The organism is Cohnella yongneupensis (genome assembly GCF_042655785.1).
Lineage (GTDB): Bacteria > Bacillota > Bacilli > Paenibacillales > Paenibacillaceae > Cohnella > Cohnella yongneupensis.
Genome location: NZ_JBHSNC010000056.1, coordinates 104,297 through 130,699, shown reverse-complemented (window position 1 = coordinate 130,699; position 26,403 = coordinate 104,297). Strand labels below are relative to the sequence as shown.

At 55.3% G+C, this 26,403-nt stretch carries 30 protein-coding genes; 1 reads left to right on the top strand and 29 read right to left on the bottom strand.

Annotated elements, in window-relative coordinates:
- Positions 1 to 15: 15 nt before the first annotated feature.
- The 6 genes from bshA to ACFPQ4_RS20370 form a co-directional block, all read right to left on the bottom strand.
- Complete coding sequence (gene bshA / locus ACFPQ4_RS20395) at positions 16 to 1,179, bottom strand: N-acetyl-alpha-D-glucosaminyl L-malate synthase BshA (protein ID WP_378113744.1); 1,164 nt, start codon at positions 1,177 to 1,179, stop codon at positions 16 to 18.
- A gap of 101 nt (positions 1,180 to 1,280) precedes the next feature.
- Entirely contained in the window at positions 1,281 to 1,982 is a 702-nt protein-coding gene (gene bshB1 / locus ACFPQ4_RS20390) for a bacillithiol biosynthesis deacetylase BshB1 (protein WP_378113743.1), read from the bottom strand.
- On the bottom strand, positions 1,979 to 2,401 hold the full coding sequence (locus tag ACFPQ4_RS20385) for a methylglyoxal synthase (protein ID WP_378113742.1): 423 nt from the start codon (positions 2,399 to 2,401) through the stop codon (positions 1,979 to 1,981). The genes bshB1 and ACFPQ4_RS20385 overlap by 4 nt, the downstream gene beginning before the upstream one ends.
- A gap of 36 nt (positions 2,402 to 2,437) precedes the next feature.
- Positions 2,438 to 3,238, bottom strand: a complete 801-nt coding sequence (dapB, locus tag ACFPQ4_RS20380; protein ID WP_378113741.1) for a 4-hydroxy-tetrahydrodipicolinate reductase — start codon at positions 3,236 to 3,238, stop codon at positions 2,438 to 2,440.
- 5 nt (positions 3,239 to 3,243) lie between these two features.
- Complete coding sequence (locus ACFPQ4_RS20375) at positions 3,244 to 3,792, bottom strand: tetratricopeptide repeat protein (protein ID WP_378113740.1); 549 nt, start codon at positions 3,790 to 3,792, stop codon at positions 3,244 to 3,246.
- 44 nt (positions 3,793 to 3,836) lie between these two features.
- Positions 3,837 to 4,205, bottom strand: a complete 369-nt coding sequence (locus ACFPQ4_RS20370) for a nucleotide pyrophosphohydrolase (protein ID WP_378113739.1) — start codon at positions 4,203 to 4,205, stop codon at positions 3,837 to 3,839.
- Positions 4,206 to 4,292: 87 nt separating this feature from the next.
- Between ACFPQ4_RS20370 and ACFPQ4_RS20365 the strand changes: the two genes are divergently transcribed.
- A complete protein-coding gene (locus ACFPQ4_RS20365) occupies positions 4,293 to 5,162 on the top strand; it encodes a YitT family protein (protein ID WP_378113738.1) in 870 nt (289 codons plus the stop codon).
- A gap of 14 nt (positions 5,163 to 5,176) precedes the next feature.
- Here the strand turns inward: ACFPQ4_RS20365 and ACFPQ4_RS20360 are convergent, their stop codons facing one another.
- The 23 genes from ACFPQ4_RS20360 to aroC form a co-directional block, all read right to left on the bottom strand.
- Complete coding sequence (locus ACFPQ4_RS20360; protein ID WP_378113737.1) at positions 5,177 to 6,157, bottom strand: sporulation protein YpjB; 981 nt, start codon at positions 6,155 to 6,157, stop codon at positions 5,177 to 5,179.
- A gap of 43 nt (positions 6,158 to 6,200) precedes the next feature.
- Complete coding sequence (locus ACFPQ4_RS20355; protein WP_378113736.1) at positions 6,201 to 6,854, bottom strand: DUF1405 domain-containing protein; 654 nt, start codon at positions 6,852 to 6,854, stop codon at positions 6,201 to 6,203.
- 92 nt (positions 6,855 to 6,946) lie between these two features.
- Positions 6,947 to 7,825, bottom strand: a complete 879-nt coding sequence (locus ACFPQ4_RS20350) for a c-type cytochrome (protein ID WP_378113735.1) — start codon at positions 7,823 to 7,825, stop codon at positions 6,947 to 6,949.
- A gap of 19 nt (positions 7,826 to 7,844) precedes the next feature.
- On the bottom strand, positions 7,845 to 8,516 hold the full coding sequence (gene qcrB / locus ACFPQ4_RS20345; RefSeq protein ID WP_378113734.1) for a menaquinol-cytochrome c reductase cytochrome b subunit: 672 nt from the start codon (positions 8,514 to 8,516) through the stop codon (positions 7,845 to 7,847).
- 18 nt (positions 8,517 to 8,534) lie between these two features.
- Positions 8,535 to 9,068: a QcrA and Rieske domain-containing protein gene (locus ACFPQ4_RS20340; RefSeq protein WP_378113733.1), complete on the bottom strand. Its 534-nt coding sequence runs from the start codon at positions 9,066 to 9,068 to the stop codon at positions 8,535 to 8,537.
- Between the two features lie 251 nt (positions 9,069 to 9,319).
- The gene (locus ACFPQ4_RS20335; RefSeq protein ID WP_378113732.1) at positions 9,320 to 9,754 is read right to left on the bottom strand and encodes a DUF2487 family protein; all 435 of its coding nucleotides are present in this window, start codon (positions 9,752 to 9,754) and stop codon (positions 9,320 to 9,322) included.
- Between the two features lie 126 nt (positions 9,755 to 9,880).
- A complete protein-coding gene (locus tag ACFPQ4_RS20330) occupies positions 9,881 to 10,063 on the bottom strand; it encodes an IDEAL domain-containing protein (protein WP_378113731.1) in 183 nt (60 codons plus the stop codon).
- Between the two features lie 141 nt (positions 10,064 to 10,204).
- Positions 10,205 to 11,425, bottom strand: coding sequence for a hypothetical protein (locus ACFPQ4_RS20325; RefSeq protein WP_378113730.1), 1,221 nt, complete (start codon positions 11,423 to 11,425; stop codon positions 10,205 to 10,207).
- Positions 11,426 to 11,552: 127 nt separating this feature from the next.
- Positions 11,553 to 12,146, bottom strand: a complete 594-nt coding sequence (locus ACFPQ4_RS20320; RefSeq protein ID WP_378113729.1) for a histidine phosphatase family protein — start codon at positions 12,144 to 12,146, stop codon at positions 11,553 to 11,555.
- The gene (locus tag ACFPQ4_RS20315) at positions 12,143 to 12,745 is read right to left on the bottom strand and encodes an anti-sigma factor family protein (protein WP_378113728.1); all 603 of its coding nucleotides are present in this window, start codon (positions 12,743 to 12,745) and stop codon (positions 12,143 to 12,145) included. Before ACFPQ4_RS20315 ends, ACFPQ4_RS20320 begins: the two co-directional genes overlap by 4 nt.
- Positions 12,742 to 13,338: an RNA polymerase sigma factor gene (locus ACFPQ4_RS20310; RefSeq protein ID WP_378113935.1), complete on the bottom strand. Its 597-nt coding sequence runs from the start codon at positions 13,336 to 13,338 to the stop codon at positions 12,742 to 12,744. The genes ACFPQ4_RS20315 and ACFPQ4_RS20310 overlap by 4 nt, the downstream gene beginning before the upstream one ends.
- 462 nt (positions 13,339 to 13,800) lie before the next feature.
- Positions 13,801 to 14,919, bottom strand: coding sequence for a prephenate dehydrogenase (locus ACFPQ4_RS20305; protein WP_378113727.1), 1,119 nt, complete (start codon positions 14,917 to 14,919; stop codon positions 13,801 to 13,803).
- Positions 14,920 to 14,953: 34 nt separating this feature from the next.
- A complete protein-coding gene (gene hisC, locus ACFPQ4_RS20300; protein ID WP_378113726.1) occupies positions 14,954 to 16,045 on the bottom strand; it encodes a histidinol-phosphate transaminase in 1,092 nt (363 codons plus the stop codon).
- Positions 16,046 to 16,181: 136 nt separating this feature from the next.
- A complete protein-coding gene (trpA, locus tag ACFPQ4_RS20295) occupies positions 16,182 to 17,018 on the bottom strand; it encodes a tryptophan synthase subunit alpha (protein WP_378113725.1) in 837 nt (278 codons plus the stop codon).
- The gene (gene trpB / locus ACFPQ4_RS20290; RefSeq protein ID WP_378113724.1) at positions 17,015 to 18,250 is read right to left on the bottom strand and encodes a tryptophan synthase subunit beta; all 1,236 of its coding nucleotides are present in this window, start codon (positions 18,248 to 18,250) and stop codon (positions 17,015 to 17,017) included. Before trpB ends, trpA begins: the two co-directional genes overlap by 4 nt.
- Positions 18,247 to 18,951 carry a phosphoribosylanthranilate isomerase gene (locus tag ACFPQ4_RS20285; protein ID WP_378113723.1) on the bottom strand — a complete coding sequence of 235 codons (705 nt, stop codon included), beginning with the start codon at positions 18,949 to 18,951 and terminating at the stop codon, positions 18,247 to 18,249. The genes trpB and ACFPQ4_RS20285 overlap by 4 nt, the downstream gene beginning before the upstream one ends.
- The gene (gene trpC / locus ACFPQ4_RS20280) at positions 18,948 to 19,754 is read right to left on the bottom strand and encodes an indole-3-glycerol phosphate synthase TrpC (RefSeq protein WP_378113722.1); all 807 of its coding nucleotides are present in this window, start codon (positions 19,752 to 19,754) and stop codon (positions 18,948 to 18,950) included. Before trpC ends, ACFPQ4_RS20285 begins: the two co-directional genes overlap by 4 nt.
- On the bottom strand, positions 19,744 to 20,778 hold the full coding sequence (gene trpD / locus ACFPQ4_RS20275) for an anthranilate phosphoribosyltransferase (protein ID WP_378113934.1): 1,035 nt from the start codon (positions 20,776 to 20,778) through the stop codon (positions 19,744 to 19,746). The genes trpC and trpD overlap by 11 nt, the downstream gene beginning before the upstream one ends.
- Positions 20,779 to 20,835: 57 nt before the next feature.
- Positions 20,836 to 22,413, bottom strand: coding sequence for an anthranilate synthase component I (trpE, locus tag ACFPQ4_RS20270; protein WP_378113721.1), 1,578 nt, complete (start codon positions 22,411 to 22,413; stop codon positions 20,836 to 20,838).
- Positions 22,414 to 22,694: 281 nt separating this feature from the next.
- Positions 22,695 to 23,351, bottom strand: a complete 657-nt coding sequence (locus ACFPQ4_RS20265) for a hypothetical protein (RefSeq protein ID WP_378113720.1) — start codon at positions 23,349 to 23,351, stop codon at positions 22,695 to 22,697.
- A 374-nt stretch (positions 23,352 to 23,725) separates the two neighbouring features.
- Positions 23,726 to 24,094: a chorismate mutase gene (aroH, locus tag ACFPQ4_RS20260; protein ID WP_378113719.1), complete on the bottom strand. Its 369-nt coding sequence runs from the start codon at positions 24,092 to 24,094 to the stop codon at positions 23,726 to 23,728.
- 6 nt (positions 24,095 to 24,100) lie between these two features.
- Positions 24,101 to 25,207, bottom strand: coding sequence for a 3-dehydroquinate synthase (gene aroB / locus ACFPQ4_RS20255; protein WP_378113718.1), 1,107 nt, complete (start codon positions 25,205 to 25,207; stop codon positions 24,101 to 24,103).
- Positions 25,207 to 26,376 carry a chorismate synthase gene (aroC, locus tag ACFPQ4_RS20250; protein WP_378113717.1) on the bottom strand — a complete coding sequence of 390 codons (1,170 nt, stop codon included), beginning with the start codon at positions 26,374 to 26,376 and terminating at the stop codon, positions 25,207 to 25,209. Before aroC ends, aroB begins: the two co-directional genes overlap by 1 nt.
- Between the last annotated feature and the right edge of the window lie 27 nt (positions 26,377 to 26,403).

Below are 26,403 nucleotides of genomic sequence, written 5' to 3'. Positions count from 1 at the left end.
CTTACGCTAGTGCCCTTAAGATTGGCACACCGGAACCGGCTCTCTTGCCGGAAGTCCGAGCACCCGGTAATAAATATCTTCATACTGTCTCGTTACGCGTTCGTCACAAAATTCCTGATGAGCGCGCTTTAATCCTGCTTCCCTGAAGCTCGCGTATAGCGTGTCGTCCGAAAGCAAGCGAATGGCGTTGTCGGCCATCTCTTCCGTATGGCCGATCGGCGACAAATAGCCGGTAATGCCGTGTACCACGAGCTCGGGTATGCCCCCCGCTTGCGAGCCGATCGTCGGCACGCCGCAAGCCATCGCCTCGAGCGCCACTAGTCCGAAGCTCTCCTTCTCCGAAGGAAGGAGCATGAGGTCGGCGATCGAGATCACCTGCGCGACGTCGTCTTGTTTGCCGAGGAAATGCACGCGCTCGCTAAGTCCCAACCGTTGAATTTTGGCTTGGATTTTGGGCAAATCCGGACCTTCCCCGACCAGGAGCAGTTTTGCAGGAATTTTGGCGCTTACCCGCGCGAAAATATCGACCACGTCGCCCGTTCTTTTGACCGGACGGAAATTGGAGATGTGCATCAATATTTTCTCGCCGGGACCTGCGAAATCCGCTCTCAAATCCGAGCAGCTCCGCGGGTAATACACCCTCTTGTCCACGAAATTATAAGTTAAATCGATCGGCTCGTTGATATCGAGCAGTTCGCGCGTCTCCCGGATCAAATCCTGACTAACCGCCGTGACCGCATCGCTCTTGCGAATGCCGAGGCGAATAATGTCCTTAAGCGTCTCGTCTTGGGCAAGAACGGTAATGTCCGTCCCGTGCAGCGTCGTTACGACTTTGAGCTCATCCCCCGCCATCTGCTTCGCCAAGTACGCGCAAATCGCATGAGGGACCGCGTAGTGCACGTGCAAAATATCGAGCTTCTGAAGCCTCGCGACTTGATTCATTTTACTGGCTAACGATAAGTCGTAAGGCGGGTACCGGAACACGTAGTAATCCGATACTTCTACCTCATGATAATAAATATTCCGATGAAATTTACCGAGTCGAAACGGGATGCTATGGGTTATAAAATGAATTTCGTGTCCTTTTTCCGCAAGTAGCTTGCCTAGCTCCGTAGCCACGACGCCGGATCCGCCTAGCGACGGATAGCAGGTAATACCGATCTTGAGCGGACGACTCATGCTGCGTTCCTCCTTTGTAGCTGCGAAACGACCCTAAGCGACCGAGCGGTACGCATCGTATCGGCCGTCTTCGAAACAATGTATTCGCGAAAGGTTATCCGTTAGAAGCGCTCGATCGAAATCGGCCCTTTCGAGATGAAGCCTTCCGCGTATGTATAACGTTTGGGCTGACCCAGCAAGCGGTCCCTGGCGGCGACGGCTTCCAAATAAGCGGAAGTAAGCGGCGTCTCCACCCAGTCGGCTTGCTCGCCGGCCGGCATGAATTGCGAACGGTACGCTTTCAAAGCGTTCATCTTGACCTCCTGCGAGTCGCTAATATCGACAAGCATTTGAGGCGGATGGGCATCGTTAATGAAATAAAAAATAAGTTGGTCGACACTCCATGCCGGAATCTCCGGCATATACCGCCTCAGCTTCGCGCTGAATACAGCTTCTTCGGCCATCCGGCTGCAAGCGACGTGGTCCGGATGCCGATCTATCCCATAAGGTGCGAAGACAAGCCGCGGTCGATACGTTCGGATCGCCTCGACCATGCGGTCGATCATCTCCGGCACGACGGCCAGACGCCGATCGGGCAAGCCCAGATTGTCGCGAATCGCGAGACCGAGCACCTCCGAAGCTGCTGCCGCTTCGCGGAGGCGCGTCTCCACGTCCCCGTTAGACGACATCTCGGCACGGGTCAGATCGACGATCCCGACTTGCAAGCCGGCTTGCGCGTGCTTCGCGATCGTCCCGCCCATGCCGATCTCGGCGTCGTCCGCATGCGCGGCGAAGACGAGAATGTCCAGCTTTGCGTTGCTCATTCGTCAATCCCCGGTTTATATTTGTGCACGAGCTCGCGCCATGCGAAATCGCCCCGCTCGAGCGCCTTGATGAGCAGCTCGCCGGTCGCGATATTCGTTGCCACCGGAATGCCTTGCACGTCGCACAGACGAAGCAACGCGATAATATCGGGCTCGTGAGGCTGCGCCATAAGCGGATCTCTCAGAAAGATGATCAAGTCCATTTTATTTTCCGCGACGAGCGCGCCGATCTGTTGGTCTCCGCCAAGCGGTCCCGACATGAACCGGTGCACAGACAAACCGGTATTTTCCATAATGCGAGTGCCGGTCGTTCCCGTGGCGTAAAGATGGTGATGCTTGAGCACGTGCTCGAAGGCGATCGCGAAATTTACCATCTCGTCTTTTTTGCGGTCATGCGCGATAAGTGCGATTTCCATCATAGGTGCGGATTCTCCTCTGCCGGGTATTGCGCCCGTTTAATCTAGAAAATGTTCGAAGCCGTACACCATGCCCGTAGTGGACATTACTTTTTTGATCGCCGTATTGACGCCCGGCATATAGCCCGCGCGGTCGTACGAATCGTGGCGGATTTTGAGCGTCTGCCCGAATGCGCCGAACACGACTTCCTGTTGCGCGAACACGCCCGGAAGCCTAACGCTATGTATGCGGAACCCGTTGTAATATCCGCCTCTCGCGCCTTCGATCACTTCTTCCTCGTTCGGGTTCCCTTGACGAAGCTCCTGCCTCGCTTCGGATATCCATTCCGCGGTTTTGATCGACGTGCCTGACGGGGCGTCTAATTTTTGATCGCCGTGGTATTCAATGATTTCCACATGGGGAAAATACTTGGCAGCCATCGCGGAAAACTTCATCATCAATATGGCGCCGATCGAGAAATTCGGCGCGATCAACCCGCCGATTCCGCGATCTTTGCACTGCTTGTCCAATTCGATTATTTGCTCCGGCGTAAATCCGGTCGTCCCCATGACCGGACGAACGCCGAAGCGGATCGCGGTCTCCGTATTCGGCATAGCGAACTTCGGAGCCGTGAAGTCGACGAGCACGTCGGCATCCGACGCCGACAGCGCCTCGGCCAAGTCGGACGCTACGATAACTCCGGTATCGGGTTTGCCGACCAGCATTCCCGCGTCGACCGGCCCTGCCGTCCGCGCAACCGCGGCGACTAGCCGGAGCTCCGGATCTTCCAGTACCATTTTTACGACTTCTCGGCCCATACGTCCGCTTGCACCGGCAACGGCAACTTTAATCTGCGACAAAAATATCACCTGTTCCTTTTCGAATGAGGGTTGGAATATTGCTCCTTCAGCGCTTTTCGCCTTTCGACTCTGACCTCGTGAAGCAATCTGCGGGCTTCCTCGTTCAGCGGATCGAGCGTAAGCGCCTCGCGAAGTGATTCGAGCGATTGTCGGTAATCGCGACGCAGCCGATAGACGATGCCGAGCAATAAGAAAGCTTCGTCCGACAGTGGATCGAGTTCCGTCGCTTCCTTCAGCTCGTCGAGGCATTTATCGAGATTCGGCAACGCGGTTTGAAGCCTGAATCTAGCTTCCGTGATCCGTTGCTTCGCTTTGATCGTTCGGTAATGCAGCTTGTAAGTCGGATCGTCCGGCTTTAACTCCACGGCTTTCTGCGCGTAGGTCATCGCTAGAGGCAACTTCCCGCTGCGCGCGCAAGTTACGGAACCTTTATAATAATACGCCGCATTGCTCGGCTCCGCCGCGATCGCCTGTTGAAACCAGTGCAAAGCAAGCTCGAAGTCACCCTGTAAGATGGCTTCGTATGCTTGCCGGACGAATACTTCCCCGTCCATGCAGACCATCCTCCTTCGTTCAGGGATGGTACAGCATATGAAATTCAGCGGTTATCGGTGTCCTTCTTCGTCCAACGATTGGCATCGCGCGTATTGAACTTATCCATGACTTTACGATGGGCTTCCGTTAAATCGATTCCCAAAGCATTTGCGAAGCAAGTGACGATAAATAAAATATCGCCTAATTCCATCTCGATGGAATTGTCAGCTTCATCGCGTTTTTTAGGCTTCTCGCCGAACTCGTGATTCACTTCCCGGGCCAGTTCGCCGACTTCCTCGGTCATTCTGGCCAGCATCGCGAGCGGGGAGAAGTACCCTTCCTTGAATTGCCCGATATAAGCATCCACATCTCTTTGGATGTCGGCTAAAGTCCGCTCTGTCAGCGCTTTGCCTGCAATGCGGGAATCTCCCATTATCCGCATTCTTCCTTTCGCGAAGGTGTCATTCCTATGTTAGCGTAAGATGTTATCGAAAACAAATGCATTTTTGGAGGTTTTACGATGAATCGTATTTTGACTTGGAACGCTTTTAAAAGCTGGTGCCTTATTGTAATTGGGACGGCCGTGTACGCATTCGGTCTGCAATATTTCATCATTCCCAATCTGCTTATGGAAGGCGGGGTAACCGGGGTTTCCGTCTTGCTCAATTACGCGGCGGACATGCCGGTATACCTCACTTCCCTTATCCTCAATCTACCTCTATTCTTATTGGGCTGGCGACAGCTCGGCAAGAGCGCCATGGTCTATACGCTTGCCGGCACGTTGCTGTTATCGTTGTTCCTCTGGCTAGCCGAGCTGGGCGTGGAACGCGACTGGATTACGCCGTTCCGTACCGAGCAAGATTTCATCCTTGTCGTTCTGTATGCCGGGGTGACGCTCGGCATCGGACTTGGGCTCGTGTTCCGAGGCGGCGGCACAACGGGCGGCGTCGACATTATCGCCCGCATCTTGCATCGGCTCCGCGGATGGAGCATGGGACAAATCATTCTCGTCTTAGATGTGTTCATTCTTGGCACAGCCCTATTGTTCATACCGAAGGAAAAAGTGCTCTACACGCTCGTCAGCGTCTTCATCGCTTCCAAAGTGATCGACTTCATTCAAGAAGGCGCCTATGCCGCCAAGGCGTTCACTATTCTTTGCGCCTCCCCGGAGAAGCTGGCCGCCGAAATTACGAAAGAGCTCGATCGAGGCGTTACGCTTATGCCCGCGATCGGCGGTTATTCCGGAGAGCCGAAGACGGTCGTCTATTGCGTCGTCAGCCGCTTTGAAATACGCAAATTAAAAAGCCTCGTTCGTCTGCACGACAAACGGGCTTTTATAGTCATTAACGATGTGCACGACGTGCTCGGGGAAGGTTTCCGCGAAGAATAACGCGAGTGGGCGACTTACTTCTTATCACGGTTATTCCAGCGCTCGAGCAAACTCTCTGCGGCGTCTTTGCGATTCGCGGCGCCCCGATTGCCCGATGCACCGGCATACCCATCGTTCCGATACCTTCGATAACCGACCCATGTGAGCACCGTTACGATGAACGAGCCCATCATCGCGGGCCACGCCCAGGAAGCGCCTACCGCCGCCGGCACGATGGCCGATTCCTCTTGATCGTTAGCACTTGGAAACAAGTCGAACATCGCCTCACGTAATGGTTGTATGACGTTTACCGTAAGCAGTTGGTTGGACGGATCGGAAAGGATTACCGTCCTCGCATAATGAAGCACCGCATCGGCACGCACGACGTTCCGAGAGGAATCTCCCATCGACACGGCCGTCCGAATCATTTCATAATGGGCATTTAACTGATCAAGTATGGCGCTAGCCGACTCCGATGCGTATCCGACGTTCTCGTTATTCGAGTTAATGGCGCCTTGCAGCGCTTCGAGATCTCCTGCGAGAACCGGCTGATAGTTATGCCATAGCGGTTGATCCGGCCGTGCCATCGCATCCGCTGCAAGCCACAAAGTAGCCGCTTCCGACCTCAGCACCTGCTTGTCCGGTTTCGCTAGCGCAAGCGATCGGCTCGTCTTCGTCAATTGATCCGCTAGCGCTTGCATACCCGCAAGCGATGCGGTATCGGACATCGGAAGCAGCTTGAATCGATACGTAATGACGGACAAGCTCTGCGCCATCCCTGCGGCGTCATCATTATTGACCGCATGATACAAGGCGGTGACGGAACGCAAGAAGCGATCGTATTCGTCCTCGGAAGAGGAAGAGGAAACATCCGCGTCCCGTTGCGTCGTCGCGCTAATCGCGCCGACAACCGGGTCAGTGCCGCGTCCGCTGACCGTAACGGGCATCGCAAGCAGCAAGACGACCGCCGTTGCCGTCAGGAATACAAACCATCGCGCGTTTGAACGCCATTTCACGGACATCCCCTCCTACTTTAAACGTATGGGGGGATGTCCTGCTTTAGAACGGCTGGTCCAACTTCGCTTCGTTCACCGCATATTTAGCCAGCGCCGCTACGATTACGCTGAAAGCCGTCAATAAGAACGTGAACCAACCGATCGCCACCAAGTTGTCTTCGAGCTGCCAAGGCAAATCGGGATATACGCCGAACGTATAATCGACCGTATCGTTAAGGAAAGTCCAAGCCGCGGCGGCGAGCAACGCCATTCCGTCGAACGTGAAGAAGCGCGCGTACAACAAGGCGGTTACGGCCATGGCGGAATGGCCGATAATTAGCATCCAATGCTCCCATTGCAAAATATCGCCTTGCGCTTGTCCCATGAAGATGATCGCCGTCGCCCATATACCGTATTTGACCGAAGTCACGACGCCAAGCGCCTCAACGATACCGCGAATCGCGTTCACCGAAGACCGGCTCGATCTTTCGGGCTGAATCCAAAGCCATAACACGGCGATCGCGAACAGCAGCGAAGCGGTCGGGCTATCCGGAACGAAAGGGATCTGCCAATGCGGGTGCATATCCCAAGTGTAGTCTAATTGATCCTTATACCAATAATAACCGTATGCCGTTCCCGGGATGTAGATGAGCATCATAAGCCATAACGTCTTAGGATGTAGCAAGTATTGTCTGGATTGCAGCAATAACCAATTCAATCGAGCTCCCCCTATAAGCTGAAATTAAGAAAAATGGTGACGCTGCTTTTGCCGGCGTCACCATTTCTGTTTGAGCTTGCTTATGTCGGTCGTTACTCTGCCGCTGCCGCTTTTTGCTTCGACAGCCAGGTCGCGACTTTCTCGATTTGTTCGGCGGAAAGGTCTGTCTTAAACGAAGGCATCGCGCCGTCGCCTTTGCCGTTGGTGATGATATCGATCAATTCTTCCTTCGTATGACGATCGCCTACGCCGCGAAGCGCGGGACCTGCCCCGCCTTCAAGCTCGGCGCCGTGGCAGCTAATACAAGCCGCTTGTGTCATCGTCTCCGTGAAAGCGGTATCTTCCGCTTCTACCATGGCCGGGATTTTCTCCTTGCCTGGGATCCAGCGTCCGAGACCTTTCTCGATCGATTCTTCGGACTTGATTTCGCGTTCGATATGCTCAGGCGTTACGCCGTTCAATTCCAGCTCTTCGGTATAATGGTTCCAAGATACCCAAGTCAAGTAAGCGACCGCTACGAGCGACACGAGCATCAACGAAGACGCGATCGGACGCTTATAGAAGCGGCGCTCTTTGCCCGTATCGAGGAACGGAGCCATTAGTAGCGCGATGAACGGAATACCCGATAGTCCGAGAATACCGAGCACGATATAATCTCCGGAAGCATACGGATACTTCAATAGTTGATACAGGAACAAGAAGTACCAGTCCGGCATCGGAATGAACGAGCTGTTAAGCGGGTCCGCCGGATAACCGAGCGGAGCCGGTTCCGCGATAACGAGCACGAGGAATCCGACGAGTACGACGACGCCGACCATCCATTCCTTCAGCAAGAAGTTCGGGATGAACGCCTCGGACTTGCCCGGGAACGCGGTGAAGTCCGGCGGCGCAACCTGCGAACGGTTCCGTTTGCGGACGCGCGAATCGCCTACATATACGATTTTCTCATTAGGATCATGTTTATGTGCCATCGCTAGCCACTCCCTTCTGTTACAGCGGCCCGGAGATGCCCTGTTTACGAATCATAATGAAGTGTCCGGCTAGCAGAGCGAGAAGCGCTCCTGGCAAGAAGAACACGTGGATAGCGAAAAACCGCGTCAGCGTTTGCGCGCCGACGATCGTGCCGCCGTTCATCAGTTCCTTGATGTATTCTCCGAGGAAAGGAACGGAACCGGCGATTTCAAGACCAACCTTCGTTGCGTAGTAAGCTTTGTTATCCCACGGCAGCAAGTAACCCGTGAAACCAAGGCCTAACATTACGAAGAAAATCAACATACCGACGACCCAGTTCATTTCGCGCGGCGCTTTGTAGGAGCCCGTGAAGAACACGCGAAGGGTATGTAGGAACATCATTACGATGACGAGGCTGGCGCCCCAGTGATGCATGCCGCGCACGATCGCGCCGAAAGCGACCTGATGCTGCAAGTAATCGACGCTATAGTAGGCGTTGATAATATCCGGCACGTAATACATTGTCAAGAACATTCCCGAGAGAATCTGAATGACGGTGATGAAAAACGTCAAGCCGCCGAAGCAATACACGAACGCGGAAAAGTGATGCGCCGGGTTAACGTGCTCAGGTACTTCGTGATCGGCGATATCCCGCCACATCGGTGTGATGTCCAGACGCTCGTCGATCCAATTGTACATATTTTTGAACATGGGACTGAGTCTCCCTCCTTACCCGCGACTATTCGGCTCAAGCGGTCCGAGGTACACCCAGCCGTTGTCCATTTTGACTTCGTATTCATCCAGCGATTTCGGCGCAACCTTCAGGTGCTTGCCGTTCTTGTCATAGCGAGCGCCATGACACGGGCAGTGGTACAGGTTCGGCGCTTCTTCGCCGCTCCAGCTTACCGTACAGCCCAAGTGCTTACAAATCGGCGACAGCGCAAAAACTTTGCCGTCGTCGCCCTTCGCGATCCATGCGATAAGCTTAGGGTCGCTTTCATACCAGCCATCGACTTGATGGATTTTGAACTTCACCTCTTGAGGCTCGTTCGTAACCTTGGTCTCTTCGATAACCTTGATGAAATTACCCTTTTCCTTCTTTTGCAATATAGGATCTACAGCAAAGCGGATCATCGGTAAAATGGCACCGCCCGCCATGAAGGCTCCTGCTCCGCCTAGCGTATACGACAAAAACTGCCTTCTTGTCATTTCCTTACGCTTGGACGGCGCATGCGCGGTATCTTGCTGCTCATTGTGGTCCATTCATTCTACCCCCTTTGCCCCACCAATCTCGCGTCCGGTACGGACTTTAACAGTTTGTTCACAAGGACATAACTATAATAGCCCACGCGTTATATAGCGTCAAGAATCGGCCGCCGAGTTTCCTCGTCCGGCATGAAATGCGCGTTCAAAATGTTCTCAAATTGTCACATTTCTCCGTGGGATTCTTCGCCATATTGTTTGCTAGGCGCCCGCTACTTTATGCGTGACGCGCGCAAGATCCGGTCGTCCGCTCAGCTCCGGCCGGCACCCGCGCGCCACATGGCCGACACCGCTTGACGAATCGCGGCGGAATCCGGTTCCTCGCCTTCCTCGCAGGGCTGAATCCAGAGGCTCGCCGCGGATACGTCTTCCGGTACGCCGCCCGGCCGGCCGCTTACGACGATTATGTAGCGGAAGCCGCTCGATTTCATCCGTTCGCACAGCTCGTTCAATCGCGCGGCCGCGTCTTGGCCGGCTTGATCGTAATGGTACGCGGGCATCGTGACGGTTCGCCCGTGAAACGCTTGCTCCAACACCGATAACCAGTCGCCGGTCCGAAGCATTCGTTCCGTCGCTTCCCATGGCGCTTCCATGCCCGTCAAACCGGAGATCGGGAGCAGGCACGTATCCAAATACGGTTGCAGCTCGTCCCAGCTTTCCGAGCTTAATTCGCTAAATTTCATCATGTCCTCTCCTTGCGCTATCGCTACGTCCATCCTACTCCAAAATCGCCCGCAATAAAAGAAAAAACCCAACCAGTCGGTCGGGTTTCCTTAACTTTGAAATGACCGGCGTACGGTCTAATGCGCGATCTATGGCCGTATCGTCTTCAATTCATCGGTTAATCGCCGAAATGATTCGACGTCTCCATGGGCGAGCGCTTTATCGATTGCGTCATAAATCTTCTCCGTCCGGTAATTGCGCAGCGCTTCGTCCAGGACCATTTCTGCCGCCAATCCCAGCATCGTCTCGTAGGCGACTTTCATGTTGTCCATTCGTTGCACCTCCGAATAATCCGGCGTTTAGGGCGCCTCCTGGTAACGGTTGCGCAGGCCCCACTAAAATCATATTCATATTCCATCCCCAAGAACAAGACGAATGCCCTTATCCCCATCAATATACCGTAGCCTATTCGGTTAAGGATTCAAAATGATCTTATCTTCGAGCGGCGAGGAAACCCCTTTCACAAGCGCCTTTCCTTGCGTCGTCGTCCGGACTACGCCCTCTCCGCCCGCCGTCTCTCCCCACTTGATCATGCCCAGGTGCATAAGCATCGTCAGTATTCGCCGTTCGAATACGTCTCGGCTCGTATCATAATAATAGGAACGAACGAGCGGCTGCAAAATCGCGTAAAGCGACTCTATCGACACCCATTCGGCGGACAACCTTGTTATCCATTGAACTAGCGTCGTTACGTTCGGAATCGGCCCTTTATACAATCTCAACCAAAAACGGTACAGGTCGGGCGGTTCCAGTCGCGACGTTCCGTCCGCCACGTCGCGGCCGGCTTCGGTAATCGTCAGACGGTCGGTCCGCTCTTCGATCAGCTTGTGATAGTAGGCATAATCGTAGAGAAACGACATTCTGTCCGGATAATCGCGAAAGTGTCTGCCATAACCGAATCGCCAGCCGCCACGCGTTGGAACGGTCTCGTTCACGGCGAGCCTTTCGATTATTTGACCGATTTGACGCTTGTACAGCACGCCTTCCGACGTAATTTGCAGGTCGTTGTCTCGAACGAAACGAAGCAACTGCGTCATATCCCCTACTAGAAGCGTCCCTTCGTCTCTATAGGCGGGAGGTTCGTCTCTTTCGTCCAACATCGTCCGGTAACGCTTCTCTAGGGCGTCGCTTAACCTTGTTCGTACGTCTTCCGGTACTTGATACAAGTAACGCGTTTGTTGGGAGAACCCGTTGAACAGCCAACCGAACTTCTTGAAGCGCGAAATCGCATGCCGAGCGATATCTTCCGGAGCGACGGGAGCTGACGGGGGCCCGTTTTTCCCTTTGCGGGAACGGCTCCCTTTCGCCGGAGGCGTTGGAGCGACGGGAGCGGCTGCCTGAGGTTTGCCCGCGTTGAAGGGAGAATTGACGGACTCCCCGCCAAGCGCGCGCGCCTTTAACTCTTCGAGACTGTAAGTTACGCGGCTTTCGAACAATAGCGAATTCAGAAAGCGCAAATCCGCCGCCGTCATTTCGCCGACTCTCGACTCGAGCACGTCCCTGCGTTGAACCGTCGATAGGATCGACTGGATCAATTCGTTCTTGGAATGGCTGCTGCACGTGCATTCGTACGTCTCGGCGATCGCCGTAAGTTCGGCAATATCCGCGTAACAGAGCATGTCGGCTAAGTTCATAGGCATTCCCCGCCTCATGGAGCATTTAATGTCCAGTATCGGTAGCAAGGTGGTGCTTTAAACGTTAGGAAAATACAAAAAAACGACTTCCCCATTAAGAAGGGGAGTCGCGTTCGTTCGATTCGATCTATGAAGTAGCTTGCAAATGAAGCGTGCAATTGTGAAGCAGCGACTTCCAGCCGTTCGCCTCTTGCTCCAATACCGTAAGCGACACGTTCTGGATATGTCTGTCGTCCAGCTCGCCGCACATGTGCTTGATCATCGTCGCTAGAAAACTGCCGTGCGTGACAATTAACCAAGATTGCCCCGGATATTCCGCAACGAGCTCATCGACGAAGGCTTGCCCGCGTTCCACCACCGAAGCGTTCTGCTCCTGGTCCGGCACGACGGCGCGCCAATCGTCGCCCCATCGGGAAAGCCGTTCGGGTAGCGTCGTGCCTTCGGCTTGACCGAACGAGCGCTCCCGTAGCCTTGCGTCCGTCAGCAATGGAAGACCTAGACGATCCGCGATAATTCGCCCCGTCGTAGCCGCGCGCTTCAAGTCGCTCGCGACGATGCCGTTCCAACGTTTGCTTTCTCCCGCCAATCGTTCCGCTAGCAGCCTCGCTTGCGCGATCCCTTCGGCGCTTAGCGTCGTATCCGTCGTTCCTTGAATTTTACCTAGCAGGTTCCATTCCGTAACGCCGTGGCGGATCCAACCGATCGTATTGTGCTGACTCATGCGCGCACGCGGGACAACCAGTTCAAGATGAGCAACGTCATGACGATTCCGAGCATGGACAGGGCGATCCAATATTGAGGCATGGCCGGCGATACGTTCAGCATGATCGGGTCGCTCAAGCCGGCTACCGGAACTTCGAGGTGCATGTTGTCACCGAAGCTATGGCTAGCCGCAAAAGCGTTCGCGGTATCCATAACGCCGGAGAAGTCATGTCCCGAGCGATCGGCGTTGCCGATCGTCGTATAAAGAAACCCGCTGACGAATACGGCCAGCAATCCGGCCAGCAGAGCGGCGATCTTCCGTTTGAATCCGTACGAAAAGGCGTACGTCCGACGTACGGGAGGCAAGAACCAGCTCTGTTCCGAATAAATCCGGTTCATGACGTTCTCGTTCATGATTTGCGCGGTAGCAGGCTCTTCGAACAAGCGATCGTCCTCGGGCAATTCTTGAATGATCGCCGCGCTCTCTTCCCACATGCGGAACTCCTCCGCGCAGGTCGGACAACTCCTTACATGCAAATCAACGGCTAATCGTTCCGGCGAATCCTCCGGCAAATCCCAGTAGATCCCGAACCATTCTCCAGCTTCATCGCATTTCATCGCAGTTTCATCTCCTCGTACTCTTTCATAATCGCCGGTTCCGCAAAATAGTTTTCCAACTGCGCCTTTACGCTGGCCCTCGCCCGGAATAGCAACGATTTAACGGAACTAACCGTCTGACCGAGAATATTGGCGATCTCCTGGTAATCCATGCCGTCATATTCCCTAAGAATCAACGCGGATCGTTGCTTCTCCGGCAAGCTGTTGATCGCTTCCCTTACCATCGATACTTTCTCGCTCCGAAGCAATTGCTGCTCCGGCGCCGCTTCGGCGGGCGCAGCGGGAACGTAGGTGGAATCGTCGAGCGACAAGTGGGTCGCCTTCTGCTTGCGAAGCTCGCTAAGCACCGTGTTACGGGCGATCGTATATAACCATGTGGAGAAAGAAGCGTCTACTTCCCGGAAGGAGTGAAGGCTTCTGTAAGCTTTATAGAACGTTTCCGAGCTTAAGTCTTCCGCGAGCAATTCGAGCTTGGCGCTCTTAAGCATGTGAAATACGAAGGATATAATTTTCTTCTGATAACGGCCCATCAACGTTGCGTACAGCTCAACGTTGCCGTCTTTGATTTCCCGAATTAACTGGGAATCGGTCATCATCTTTCGCGACCCTCCCCCATCTAAGGGTGAACGCGCGCAACCGGTATTACTAACATTGTACCGACGGCGAGCGAAAAAGTTGCGCGTTGCCGCGCATTTTCCCTATAGGAAGCCAGTATTTTACAAATGATCTCTGCTATTGTATCACAGGAAAAGGCTGTATGAGCTTAAAAGTTTCTCAAATATGATAGGGAAATTTGTCCTATTTCACGTCTGCAGTGATGAACATCTAATAAAAGGTTATCGGAAAAAGGACAAAAAAAGACCACCCTCAAAGGGTGGTTGCACATTGTGCTAGGATTGGATAGGAGTGGAGAGAAACCATACTGTACTTTTATTATATGTATACGTTTACATTATGTCAATGGATTTTTTTAAGCGTTTTCATTGCTTGTACCGCGCGGTTCGGGCAGAAAATGAAAAACCGCCCGGCTTATGCGCCGGACGGTCGATCGATCGTTACTTATGGACGGTGTAATTCATTAATTTCAGCAAAACAACCGCTTTATCCAGGTCTTCTTCTTTTCTGAAGCTTAACCGCAGTACGCCCGGCACGTCGTCGCGACTCTCAATGATTTGCAGGTTGCTTAGGTTGATTTTCGCATCTCCGAGCTCGGTCGCAATTTGACCGATAATGCCCGGATGATCGGGTACGTCCACGTAACATTCATAAATGGATGTAATAACGCCTTTGCGACGCTCCGGCAAGCTGTTGCGGAATTCTCCCGCCGTACGGAACTGTTCGGCTACGCCCGCCCCGTCGCCAGCGGCGATCTGGCCGGCGAACCGGCTCATTTCCCGCTGCCAATCCTCGATCAGCTTGAGGACGACTTCCCGGTTGTTGAGCAATATATCGCGCCACATGATCGGATCGCTAGATGCGATACGCGTAATATCACGGAAGCCTCCCGCGGCCAGCACCGCGTATAAAACGTTCGCCTCGTTATAGGCAGCCACTTGGTTCACGAGTGCCGCTGCTATGACGTGAGGCAGATGGCTAATGGCTCCGACGATCGTATCGTGCTCCACCGCGTCTACTTTAACGATGTGCGCTTTGGTCATCTTGATTAGCTGCTCCAAACGCTCCATCGCATCCGGCGGCGTATCCGCCGTCGGCGTGAGGACGTAATACGCGTTCTCGAACAGATGCGAGCTCGCCGCCTCTACGCCCGAGCGTTCGCCGCCTGCCATCGGATGGCCGCCGATGAACACGCCGCCTTGCAGCGAAAGCTTGGACGCATGATGGACGACCGACGCTTTCGTGCTGCCGACGTCCGTGATGATGCATCCCGGCTTCAACGCGACGCGGGACAACCTCTCCATGTAATCGTCCAGCATGCCGACCGGCACGCATACGAAGATGAAATCCGCGTCCTTAGCCGCTTCTTCGAGCGAAGTCGTCGCATAATCGACGACGCCTAGCGCTACGTATTTCTCCACCGACTTCGGATTGACGGAGTGACCGACAACGTAGAAGCCCGGTTTTCCTTTATAGCACAACGCGAGCGAACCCCCGATGAGGCCGACGCCGAAAATAACGACTTTCACCGGATCTCGATCGGATGCTCCGTTGCTCATGTTAGTAAACTCGCTAAACTCGCCGCTCATTCCGTCACACCTTTACCTCTACTTCTTGCAGCACGGATTTCAGTGCCGTTATTACTTTCTCGTTCTGCTCCTGGCTGCCGACCGTAATCCGGATGTAGTTGGCTCCGAAGCCCGCTCTAACGATGATGCCACGGCGGAGCAATGCGTCGTACACGTCATAGCCGGACCGCTTCACGTCGACCATGATGAAGTTGCCGTAAGCCGGGAACGGCGTAAGTCCCATCTCCGCGAACGCGGCGTTCAGGAATTGAAGTCCCTTCTTGTTCTGCTCGCGGCAGTAAGCGATGAACGCCTCGTCCTCGAGCGCGGCCGCCGCAGCCGCTTGACCGACGCGCGACGTGTTGAACGGCGGACGAATCGGGTTCACGTCGTTAATAATGTCCGCGCTGGCGATGCCGTATCCGACGCGCAGCGCCGCGAGACCGAAAATTTTCGAGAACGTGCGAAGCAGCACGAGGTTCGGATATTTCGGCAGCAGCTCGAGACCGTCCGGGTAAGTCGGATCTTCGATGTATTCGCAGTAGGCTTCGTCTAGCACGACCATGACGTTCTGCGGCACTTGGTCGAGGAACGCTACCAGTTCGTTCTTCGTGACGATCGTGCCCGTCGGGTTGTTCGGGTTGCACACCCAGATGATCTTCGTCTTGGCCGTAACGCGCGCCGCCATCGCCGGCAGGTCGTGCTTGCCGTTCGCCATCGGCACTTCGACGATCACCGCGTTCTCGACTTGCGCATTGTGCTTATATTGGGAGAACGTCAAATCCGCCATGATCGTCTCGTCGCCCGGCGACAAGTACGCGCGCGCCAGCATGAGAATGATTTCGTCGGAGCCGTCGCCAAGAATGATTTGGTCCGCGTTCACGCCGTGCTTCTTCGCCAAGGCGTTGGTCAAAGTGACGCCCGCGCCGTCCGGATAGATGCTTAGTCCGCTCAATTCTCGTTCGATCGCTTCTTTCGCTTTCGGCGAGCAACCGAACGGATTTTCGTTGGAAGCCAGCTTAATGATTTCCGTCAAGCCAAGCTCCCGTTTGACATCTTCCACGGGTTTGCCCGGCTTATAAGCCGGCAGGTTAGCGATATTCGGTTTCACTTGCATGGGATACCCTCCTCGATTACGGCAAACGGAGCGTGTTCGCGTTCGCCGTTACCGGCGAAGCCTACGTCGCTCCGAATGTAAATGTGTATCTTATTATGACGCATTGCTTCACCGCTGTACAGCTTAAATCCGCGAATTACTTGCGCGGTTTCAGATCGGCGATGAACGCTTGTACGTTAAGAATGCCTTGCTCGCGCTCGGTTTCGTTCGTCGAAGTGAGCAGCGGCAACGCCTCTTCTACTTTGCGTACGATCGCGCTGCCGACGATAACGCCGTCGCATTGGCCGGCGAATCGCTCGGCGTGCTCGCGCGAGGAGATGCCGAAGCCGACGCAGATCGGCACGCTCGCCGCTTTGCGAACGGTGGCAAGGAAGCTGTCGATGCCGTCGTGGAACGTCGAGCGTACGCCGGTGACGCCGAGCGACGACACGCAATAGACGAAGCCCTTTGCTTGCGCGGCGATGCGCTCTACGCGCGCTTCCGAAGTCGGAGCTACGAGCGGAATGAGGTGAATGCCCGAAGCTTCCGCGATCGCCCTAGCCTCCGCGTCTTCCTCGAGCGGCAAATCCGGAATAATAACGCCGCTAAAGCCATGCTCCCGGAGCAAAGAGAAGAAGTTATCCAATCCGAGTTGCAACGCCGGATTATAGTAAGTGAACAAGATGAAAGGCATCTTCACGCCGCGGCTTCTGGCCGTACTGGCCACCGCCATGCAATCGCGCAAGCCGATGCGGTTTTTAAGCGCGCGTTCCGAAGCGCGCTGGATGACCGGGCCGTCGGCCAGCGGATCCGAGTAAGGCACGCCAAGCTCGATCATATGCGCGCCTGCTGCCTCGGCGGCTTGCACGAGCGCCACCGAAGTTTCCAAGTTCGGGTCGCCCATCGTCATGAACGGGATAAGGGCGGTTTCGCCTTTCGCTTTCAAAGCGGCGAAAACGGTATCGATCGCGTTCGGTACGGTCGTCGTGCTCATAGCTGCTCCCCGCTCTCTATTTTCGCTTGATAAGCGAGAATCGATTCTACGTCTTTGTCGCCGCGGCCGGACAAGTTGACGATTAGAATCTCGTCCTTGCCCATCGTAGGCGCAAGCTTCATCGCCTCGGCGATCGCATGCGCGGATTCAAGCGCGGGGATAATCCCTTCAAGCCGGGACAACAGGTGCAGCGCCTCGAGCGCCTCCGCGTCCGTGATCGGGAAGTATTCGGCCCGTTTGATATCTTTCAAGTACGCATGCTCCGGTCCGATACCCGGGTAGTCTAACCCCGCGGAAATCGAATGCGCGGGAAGCACTTGACCGCCTTCGTCCTGCAGCACGTAGCTCATCGAGCCTTGGAATACGCCCGGACGGCCTTTAGTCATCGTCGCCGCGTGCTCTTCGGTTTCTACGCCGCGTCCAGCCGCTTCAACGCCAACGAGACGTACGGACGTATCGTCGATGAACGGGTGGAAAATACCGATCGCGTTGCTGCCCCCGCCGACGGCCGCGACGATCGCGTCCGGCAGACGGCCTTCCGCTTCGAGCACTTGCTCGCGCGCCTCTAGTCCGATAATGCGTTGGAAGTCGCGCACCATCATCGGGTAAGGGTGAGGTCCGGTTACGGAGCCGAGAATGTAATACGTGTCGTTTACGTTGCTTACCCAGTAACGAAGCGTCTCGTTGCAGGCATCCTTAAGCGTGCGCGTGCCGGACATGACCGGAATGACTTCGGAGCCGAGCAGCTTCATGCGGAATACGTTCAGCGCCTGACGCTTCGTATCTTCTTCGCCCATGAACACCTTGCACTCGAGTCCCATTAGAGCTGCTACCGTGGCGGACGCGACGCCGTGCTGGCCGGCGCCGGTTTCGGCGATGACCTTTTTCTTGCCCATGCGCTTCGCGAGTACCGCTTGGCCGATCGTATTGTTGATTTTATGCGCGCCCGTGTGGTTCAGATCTTCGCGCTTTAAGTAGATTTTCGCGCCGCCGAGATGGTTTGTAAGCCGTTCCGCGTGGTATAGCGGCGTTGGGCGGCCGGAATATTGCTTCAATAAGTAACGGACTTCCGCGATGAACTCGGGATCGTCCTTGTATTTGAGATACGCTTCTTCAAGCTCGATCAGCGCGTTCATCAACGTCTCTGGAACGTATTTGCCGCCGAACGGTCCGAACCGGCCGTGCTCGTCGGGAACCGACTTCGCTGCCGGCATTTGCGATGCTTGTGTCATGAACGTTTCACCCTTTCCGCGAATGCGGAGATTTTATCGTTATCTTTGACGCCTTCCGTCTCTACGCCGCTCGAAATATCGACGCCGTACGGCCGATAGCCCGCGATGAGCTCGCCCGCGTTGTCGGGGCTCAGCCCCCCGGCAATGAATAGCTTGAGCCCATGCTTGGCTGCTTCATTCTGATAGGCCGGAATAACATCCCATCGGAACGCGATGCCCGTACCTCCGCCAGCCGTATCAAGCAAAATCGTCGATACCGCGCCCGCGTAAGCGGCGAGTCTTGCCGGGCCTGCCTCAGCGTCCGTCGCTTCAGCTTCGCCGCCAGACGTTTGCGCCTCGGTGACCGGAAGCGCGCGCCACACTTCGACGTCAAACCGATCATGGACCTCGCGGCAAAATGTCGGCGTCTCCTCGCCGTGCAACTGCACCACGTCGAGCTTAACCGCTGCCAGCGTATCCGCGAGTTGCTCCATCGTCGGATTGACGAACACGCCGACCGTCAGAGGAGGCGTACCACCTGCCATCCGAATTTCGCGGGAAACCGCGTGTAGCTTGCCCGCTTGCTCTAGCGTCAGCTGCCTGCGGCTCTTGGCGAAAACGAAGCCGATATAATCGACGGGTTGGCCGTCCATCCCGCGTAGCGTCGCTTCTTCTTTAATGCCGCATATTTTGACTTTGGCTGGTTCGGCTTGGTTGCTCATCCCGCCGCGCCCGCTTTCGTCGCAGGTCCGAGCAGCTCGTTAACGGCTGCTTGAACGTCGGCTTGCCGCATGAAATGCTCGCCTACGAGCACGGCTTGCGCGCCGGCGCCGCGGACGAACGCGACGTCCTCTTGCGAAGAAATCGCGCTTTCGCTAATGGCAAGAACGTTGCTTGGCATGAGCCCGATCAATTGCTCCGTTACTTTCAGGTCGGTGACGAACGTCTTCAGATCGCGGTTGTTAACTCCGATAAGCGATGCCGAGCCGATATCGAGCACCGTCTCCAGCTCCGGACGGTTATGCACTTCAACGAGGACGTCCAAACCGAGATCGCGAGCGAGCGTATGGAAGGAAGATAGCTGCTCTTTCGTCAAGATCGCGGCGATCAGCAGTATGGCGTCGGCGCCGATAAGGCGCGCCTCGTATATTTGTCGTTCGTCTATCGTGAAGTCTTTGCGCAGCAGCGGTACCTTCACCTGCTCGCGAATTTGCTGCAAGTAAGAATTGCTGCCTTGAAAATAATCGGTATCCGTCAGTACGGATATGCAATCGGTTCCCGCGGCTTCATATTGCTTCGCAAGCGAGACCGGGTGGAAGTCCGGGCGAATGAGTCCTTTGGACGGGCTCGCCTTCTTCACTTCCGCGATCAACCCTACCAGGCGGTTGCGTTCTCTTAGCGCTCGTTCGAACCCGCGGCAAGGCGCGAGCTCCGCGATCGCTTTTTCCGCTTCCGCTAACGATAATGTTTGTGCGAGCGCCTCGACTTCTTGGCGCTTGGTGGCAACGATTCGATCAAGAAACATGGCTCACTTCTCCCGTCGTAGCAATCCAATGCTGCAATTTGCTTGCGGCGCGTCCGGAATCGATCGTCTCCGCCGCGATTCGTACGCCGTCTGCTAACGATTGTGCACGCCCCGCCACATAAATGCAAGCCCCGGCGTTCGCGAGCACGACGTCGCGGTACGCGCTCTTCTCTCCGTTAAGTACTCTGCGAATAATCTCGGCGTTCTCCGTCGCGTCTCCGCCTTGCACCGCGCTTAGCGGCAACGTCTTAAGGCCGAGTTCTTCCGGAGTAATGTCGTAAGTGATGACTTCGCCATCGCGAAGTTCCGATACTTGCGTCGGCGCGGAGATGCTGATCTCGTCGAGCCCATCATGGCTGCCGACGACCATCGCCCGCTTAAGTCCGAGACGGGACAACACTTCGGCGACCGTAGCCGTTCGCGTCCGATCATAAAGGCCGATAAGCTGCCGATCTGCGTTCGCCGGATTCGCGAGCGGACCTAGCATATTGAAGATCGTACGAACGCCTAGTTCGCGGCGCGGCACTGCCGCATGCTTGAGCGCTGGATGGTACAGTTGCGCGAACATGAAGCAAATGCCGGTCTGATCGAGGCACGCGGCCGCTTGCTCGGCTGACAGGTTAATGTTGACGCCGAGCGCTTCCAGGACGTCGGCGCTGCCGGCTTTGCCGGACATAGCGCGGTTGCCGTGTTTGGCGACGCGCGCGCCGGCCGCTGCCGCGATGACCGCGGACACGGTCGAAATGTTGAATTTATGAATGCCGGAGCCGCCCGTTCCGCAAGTATCGAGCAAGTCTTCTTTCTCGGTGCGAACGGCATTGGCATATGAACGCATCGCTTGCGCGAAACCGGTAATTTCGTCGACCGTCTCGCCCTTCATGCGCAAGGCGATCATCGTCCCGCCGATTTGCGCGGGCGTTGCCTCGCCTTTCATAATCGTCGTCATCGCGCCGAACGCTTCTTCTCGCGACAGGTTCTCGCCCTTAATCAGCTTTGCCAGCGCTTGCGGCAACGTCACCGTCATCATTTCGCTCATCTCGTATTCCGTCCTTTCAGGCTCATCTCATCTATTCTTGTTCGTTCAATCGTAATCTAAGTTCGTACGGCGGTCTCCTACGACGGCGAGCGGCTTGTTGCCGCCGATCGTTGCTTGCGGCGCTGGCGGGAATGCGGCTTCCGCGGAGCGAATCGCCTTAAGCATTCCTTTCGCCTTGTTCACCGTCTCTTCGTATTCGTTCTCCGGCACGGAATCCCATACGATGCCCGCTCCGGCTTGGACGTAAGCTTTGCCATGCTTGAAAATAATCGTCCTAATCGTAATGCAAGTGTTCAAGTTTCCCGAGAACCCAAGATAGCCGATCGCTCCCGCGTACGCACCTCTTGCTTCATTTTCCAACTCGGCAATAATTTCCATCGCCCGCAGCTTCGGAGCGCCGGATACGGTACCCGCAGGCAAGCAGGACAGGAACGCGTCGTAAAAATCTTTGTCCGGCCGCAGTTGGCCCGTCACGTTCGAGACGATATGCATGACGTGCGAGTAACGTTCGATTTCCATATAGCTATCGCATTTGACCGTACCGAACGTCGAAACCCGCCCGATATCGTTGCGTCCGAGGTCCACGAGCATGACGTGCTCCGCGCGTTCCTTCTCGTCGGCGAGCAGCTCCTTCTCTAGCGCCATGTCCTCTTCCGGCGTCTTGCCGCGAGGCCGCGTTCCGGCGATCGGACGCGTCTCGACTTTGCCGTTGTCGACTTTGACGAGCAGCTCGGGCGACGTGCCCACGATTACTTCGTCGTCAAGCTTCAAGTAATACATGTAGGGCGACGGGTTCATCGTTCTTAGTACGCGGTACACGTGGAGCGGATCGACTTCGGTCTCGATGTGGAACCGTTGGGAGAGCACCACTTGGAAAATATCGCCCGCCCGGATATATTCTTTCGCTTGGTTAACGTTGTCTATGAACTGTTGCTTCGTCAAGTTCGACTGGATTTCGCCGAGGTCCGGATCTTGCGGCGGAGCGTCGCGCGATGCGATCGGAGGTTGTGGTTGCTGCAGCCTGTCGATCGTTGCGTCGATGGCCACGCATGTCGCTTCGTAAGCTTCCTCGATCGCTTTGTCGGATGCGCCTTCCGTTACGTGCACGTTACCGATGACGAGCACTTGCTGCTTGAAGTGGTCAAACACGATCACTTGGTCGCAGAACATGAATTGCATGTCGTCCATGTTCAGGTCGTCGATGTCGTGCGGCGGCAGCTTTCTCTCGTAATACTGAAGCAGATCGTAGCCGAAAAATCCGATCGCGCCGCCCGTAAAAGGCGGCAAGTCCGCGATTTGCGGACTGCGGTACGTTCTAAGCTTCTCTCTGAGCAGCTGGAGCGGTTGATCCGTCACGTGGTACTCGGTTTTGCCGTTCTGCTCTAAGGACAGCTTGTTTTTCTTCAATTTCAATACGAGAAACGGATCGGTGCCGATGAAGGAATAGCGGGCCCATTTGGCTCCGCCCTCTACGCTCTCCAGCAGGAAGGCGCGTTTGTCGCGGCTTAAGTGCTGGAATACGCGGATCGGCGTCTCCGTGTCGGCAAGCAGTCTGCGCACGACCGGAATGACGTTGTATTTGCCCGCGAGTGCGATGATGCCTTGCAATTCCTGTTGATTCATCAGTCATCTCTCCCTTGTGTAAAACAATAAAAAAAGCACCTCTGCTCCGCAGAGATGCGTGTCGATATCGATAAGGGTGGTTCGCGCGCTCGCTCGTTCGGACATGGATAGCATACGTCCATGCGCTGAAGAGTCGCGGCTGCTCCGCTCATCTCGGCTCGTCTCTACTCGGCTAGCTCAGCGTAAGTTGCCGTCCCTATGGCCGACCGTTCCGCTTTGCTTAATATGTTACTCAATATAGCATCGCATCGCCCGGGCGTCAACCGTTTTTGAGCAACTTTTCAACGCAAATGCTTGTGCGCATCGTCCTCCAAAAGGTAGCGGTGATGACGACGGGCTTCGGGATTGGCGGGGCGAAGGATGCGTTTGTGGTGGAGGCTTTTCACTAGTTTACTGGCTAAACCCGCGCTGCATTGCAAGCACTCCCGAATATCGGATATTCGGAATCCTTCCGTTAAACGCAAACCAAGGCGAATAATCTCGCGCTCATAAGGCGCAAGATGCAGGTACTCCGTTTCCACCCCCGTCGATCTTTGACCAAGTACCTCGTAGATCGAACGTTTGCACAATTCGGGTCTTTTGTCCATCTCGTCCCAGGAGAACGGGAAGTACAAATATCCCGCAATACCAACCGATCTAACCTTGTTCTTCTCCGAATCGAATCTGTCCCGCGTAATTTTCTCCGCATGCACGACGAACCCCTCCGCTTCGAAGGCAATCCGCAAAGGTTTGTAGAAGGCATCGATATAATTGCGTACGCCCGTACTTGTAACTACCTCATATTCCAGTTCAATACCTTCGAATGATTTAAACACCGACCATAGCAATTCAAGTAACTTCCTCTCTCCCGGACCATGCTTTTTCAACATCTCCAATCTCATACCGCTAGAGGATCGTTGCTGTTCTTTGAGAAACTTCCCGTACGCCAACTCGAACATATCCACCCTCCTCAAAATAAAAAACGCCGCCCGCTCCCTTAGGAGTCGAACGACGTGTTCTTCACGTTCAAATATGTAGTTACAATAGCTCGTACACAAACAATAGTCACATCGCGAGTGCTTAATTCGCAGAATCGAGCAACCACAATCCATTTAGTCACACTTTGTGTGCTTATTTGGGTAGATTGAGTAACTCAAACGCATTTAGCCACACTAAATGTGCTTATTTCAACGGAAAGAGCGCCATTTGCACTTTTAGACACACCACATGTGCTTATTTCACCGAATTGAGTAACTCAGTCGGATTTAGCAACACCGCATGTGTTTAATTCGAAGAAACAGGCTAGTCAATCGCCCTAGTGCCTCAAACATCCCTACTTAGCACTTAAGTCCGGACGAAGCACTTGCGCGCCGCCGAGGTAGACGTGGCGAATGTCGGACTGCGACGCATCGGTGTTCACCATCACCATGAGGCGGATGCATTTCTGGAGACTGCCTTTGACCGGCACTTCAAGCGAGCACATGAGCGGCACGAGCTCCCAGCCGGACATTTGGCGAATGGCGCGCGCCGGGAACGTCGCGTCCAGATCGTGGGTCACCGTTACCCATACGCACGCGATGTCCTCCGGCACGAACCGGTTGACTTCCACGATACTGTTAAGCAACACGATCGTCGCGTCTAAAATCGCTTTTTCTTCGTTAACCTCTACCGTTATAGCACCGCGAATACCTCTTACGCTCATGACTGCCTATTTCCCCTCTCTTAGTCCGTCCACGATCTCCCTCACCCATGAGACGGGAACGTCATTGCGAATTTCTACGGTGCCAATGGCAGTCGGAACGACGAATACCATTTGACCTTCTTGGAACTTCTTATCGTGGAGCATCGCGCTCATGACTTCGTCCGTGTTGATCTCGTGCGGTATACGCACCGGCAAGCCGAACTTGCGGAAAATCGCTTCCGTCGTCTCCGCGATGTCGGGCGAATAGCCGAACCGAGCGGCTAACCGAGCGGATCCGACCATGCCGATCGCGATCGCTTCCCCGTGCACGAGCTCGCCATAACCGGCGACGGCTTCCAGCGCATGCCCGATCGTATGGCCGAGATTCAAAATCGCGCGCAAATCGTTCTCGCGCTCGTCCTGCGACACGACGGTCGCCTTCACCTTGCAGCCCTCGTACAACGCATAGCCGAGCGCCTCCGGATCAAGACCGAGCAACCGGTCCGCGTTATCGTCGCACCACTTCACGAAATCCGCGTTCCATATAAGTCCGTGCTTGATCACTTCCGATAACCCCGCGCGTACTTCGCGGATCGGCAAGCTTGCAAGCGTATCCAGATCGTAAAGCACGAATTCCGGCTGATAGAAAGCGCCGATAATATTTTTCGCTAACGAATGGTTGACCGCGACTTTGCCTCCGACGCTGCTATCGTGCGCTAGAATCGTCGTCGGCACTTGTACGAACCGGACGCCGCGCATGTAGGTAGCCGCGACGAAGCCCGCAAGATCGCCGATAACTCCGCCGCCCAAGGCGACGACGGTCGACTTTCGATCGAGTCCCCCTTGCAGGGCGACTCCGATCAACTCGTCGAGCATTTCGAGCGATTTAGTCGCTTCGCCCGACGGTACGACCGCGGTAGTCACCTTGTATCCGGCCGCAGCGAACGAAGCTTCCAAACGATCCGCGTACAGGTCGGCGACCGACTCATCCGTAACGAGCATGATCGGCGACTTGACTGGGAACCGGCGCTCCAAAAAGCGCTCGCCGATCCCGTCAAGCAGTCCGGTACCGATGTAGATCGGGTAGGAGCGTTCCCCGAGATCAACCTTCAGCTCCCGAACCTCTCCGGCCATTAGTAAGCCTCCACTTGGCTCAAATAATTGCTCAAGTTGGCCGCGATCTCTTCCATCGAATCTCCGCCGAACTTCTCCATGAACGCCTTCGCGACTTCCCAAGCGACGACGTGTTCCATGACGACGCTAGCAGCGGGAACCGCGCATGCATCGGAACGTTCGACTTGCGCGGTGAACGGTTCTTTCGTGTCGATGTCTACGCTGGCAAGCGGTTTATACAGCGTAGGAATCGGCTTCATAACGCCGCGAACGACGATCGGTTCGCCGGTCGTCATGCCGCCTTCGAATCCGCCCGCGTTATTGGAAGCGCGATAGAAGCCCTGCTCCGCGCTGTGCATAATCGGATCGTGTACTTGCGAGCCCGGAATGCGGCCTGCTTCGAAGCCGATTCCGACTTCAACGCCTTTGAACGCGTTGATCGAGACGACCGCTTGCGCGATGCGTCCGTCGAGCTTGCGATCCCATTGGACATGGCTGCCTAGTCCGACAGGCAACCCTTCGACGATACATTCGACGATGCCGCCGATCGTATCTCCGTCGGCTTTCATCTTATCGATCAAGTCCATCATCTTCTGCTCGGCGTCTTTGTCGACGACGCGAACCGGAGAAGCCTCCGTCTGCTCGATAAGCTCGTCGATCGGAAGATTCGGAGTTGCCGCTACGACATCCCCGATCGATACGACGTGGCCCGCCACCTTAATGCCGAAGTGCGCCAGCAATTGGCGAGCGATTGCACCGCAAGCTACGCGTGCCGCAGTCTCGCGCGCGCTGGAACGCTCGAGCACGTTACGCAAATCTTTCAAATTATATTTCAGTCCGCCGTTCAGGTCAGCATGACCCGGACGCGGCCGGTGAACGCGGCGTTTCGCTTCGTCTCCGCCTTCGATCGGCTCGACGTTCATGACGGACGTCCAATGCTTCCAGTCCTTGTTCTCTACGACAAGCGCAACGGGAGCTCCCGTTGTCCGGCCATGCCGAACTCCGCCGACGATCTGAGCCGTATCCGTCTCGATCTGCATCCGGCGACCGCGTCCATGCCCCTTCTGGCGGCGTTGCAATTGAAAATTCAAAGCTTCGAAATCAAGCTCCAAGTTGCTAGGTAATCCCTCAATAATTGCGGTAAGCTGCGGACCATGCGTTTCCCCCGCTGTCAAATAACGTAAAGTCAACCCCAGTTCCTCCCTTTTGCCACTAAA

Bases quoted from the DNA above. Each gene is read 5' to 3' on its own strand.
- bshA (WP_378113744.1), bottom strand. From the start codon at position 1,179: ATGAGTCGTCCGCTCAAGATCGGTATTACCTGCTATCCGTCGCTAGGC.
- bshB1 (WP_378113743.1), bottom strand. From the start codon at position 1,982: ATGAGCAACGCAAAGCTGGACATTCTCGTCTTCGCCGCGCATGCGGAC.
- ACFPQ4_RS20385 (WP_378113742.1), bottom strand. From the start codon at position 2,401: ATGATGGAAATCGCACTTATCGCGCATGACCGCAAAAAAGACGAGATG.
- ACFPQ4_RS20375 (WP_378113740.1), bottom strand. From the start codon at position 3,792: ATGGACGGGGAAGTATTCGTCCGGCAAGCATACGAAGCCATCTTACAG.
- ACFPQ4_RS20370 (WP_378113739.1), bottom strand. From the start codon at position 4,205: ATGGGAGATTCCCGCATTGCAGGCAAAGCGCTGACAGAGCGGACTTTA.
- ACFPQ4_RS20365 (WP_378113738.1), top strand. From the start codon at position 4,293: ATGAATCGTATTTTGACTTGGAACGCTTTTAAAAGCTGGTGCCTTATT.
- ACFPQ4_RS20350 (WP_378113735.1), bottom strand. From the start codon at position 7,825: ATGGCACATAAACATGATCCTAATGAGAAAATCGTATATGTAGGCGAT.
- qcrB (WP_378113734.1), bottom strand. From the start codon at position 8,516: ATGTTCAAAAATATGTACAATTGGATCGACGAGCGTCTGGACATCACA.
- ACFPQ4_RS20340 (WP_378113733.1), bottom strand. From the start codon at position 9,068: ATGGACCACAATGAGCAGCAAGATACCGCGCATGCGCCGTCCAAGCGT.
- ACFPQ4_RS20335 (WP_378113732.1), bottom strand. From the start codon at position 9,754: ATGATGAAATTTAGCGAATTAAGCTCGGAAAGCTGGGACGAGCTGCAA.
- ACFPQ4_RS20330 (WP_378113731.1), bottom strand. From the start codon at position 10,063: ATGGACAACATGAAAGTCGCCTACGAGACGATGCTGGGATTGGCGGCA.
- ACFPQ4_RS20325 (WP_378113730.1), bottom strand. From the start codon at position 11,425: ATGAACTTAGCCGACATGCTCTGTTACGCGGATATTGCCGAACTTACG.
- ACFPQ4_RS20320 (WP_378113729.1), bottom strand. From the start codon at position 12,146: ATGAGTCAGCACAATACGATCGGTTGGATCCGCCACGGCGTTACGGAA.
- ACFPQ4_RS20315 (WP_378113728.1), bottom strand. From the start codon at position 12,745: ATGAAATGCGATGAAGCTGGAGAATGGTTCGGGATCTACTGGGATTTG.
- ACFPQ4_RS20310 (WP_378113935.1), bottom strand. From the start codon at position 13,338: ATGACCGATTCCCAGTTAATTCGGGAAATCAAAGACGGCAACGTTGAG.
- ACFPQ4_RS20305 (WP_378113727.1), bottom strand. From the start codon at position 14,919: ATGAGCAACGGAGCATCCGATCGAGATCCGGTGAAAGTCGTTATTTTC.
- hisC (WP_378113726.1), bottom strand. From the start codon at position 16,045: ATGCAAGTGAAACCGAATATCGCTAACCTGCCGGCTTATAAGCCGGGC.
- trpA (WP_378113725.1), bottom strand. From the start codon at position 17,018: ATGAGCACGACGACCGTACCGAACGCGATCGATACCGTTTTCGCCGCT.
- trpB (WP_378113724.1), bottom strand. From the start codon at position 18,250: ATGACACAAGCATCGCAAATGCCGGCAGCGAAGTCGGTTCCCGACGAG.
- ACFPQ4_RS20285 (WP_378113723.1), bottom strand. From the start codon at position 18,951: ATGAGCAACCAAGCCGAACCAGCCAAAGTCAAAATATGCGGCATTAAA.
- trpC (WP_378113722.1), bottom strand. From the start codon at position 19,754: ATGTTTCTTGATCGAATCGTTGCCACCAAGCGCCAAGAAGTCGAGGCG.
- trpD (WP_378113934.1), bottom strand. From the start codon at position 20,778: ATGACGGTGACGTTGCCGCAAGCGCTGGCAAAGCTGATTAAGGGCGAG.
- trpE (WP_378113721.1), bottom strand. From the start codon at position 22,413: ATGAATCAACAGGAATTGCAAGGCATCATCGCACTCGCGGGCAAATAC.
- ACFPQ4_RS20265 (WP_378113720.1), bottom strand. From the start codon at position 23,351: ATGTTCGAGTTGGCGTACGGGAAGTTTCTCAAAGAACAGCAACGATCC.
- aroH (WP_378113719.1), bottom strand. From the start codon at position 24,094: ATGAGCGTAAGAGGTATTCGCGGTGCTATAACGGTAGAGGTTAACGAA.
- aroB (WP_378113718.1), bottom strand. From the start codon at position 25,207: ATGGCCGGAGAGGTTCGGGAGCTGAAGGTTGATCTCGGGGAACGCTCC.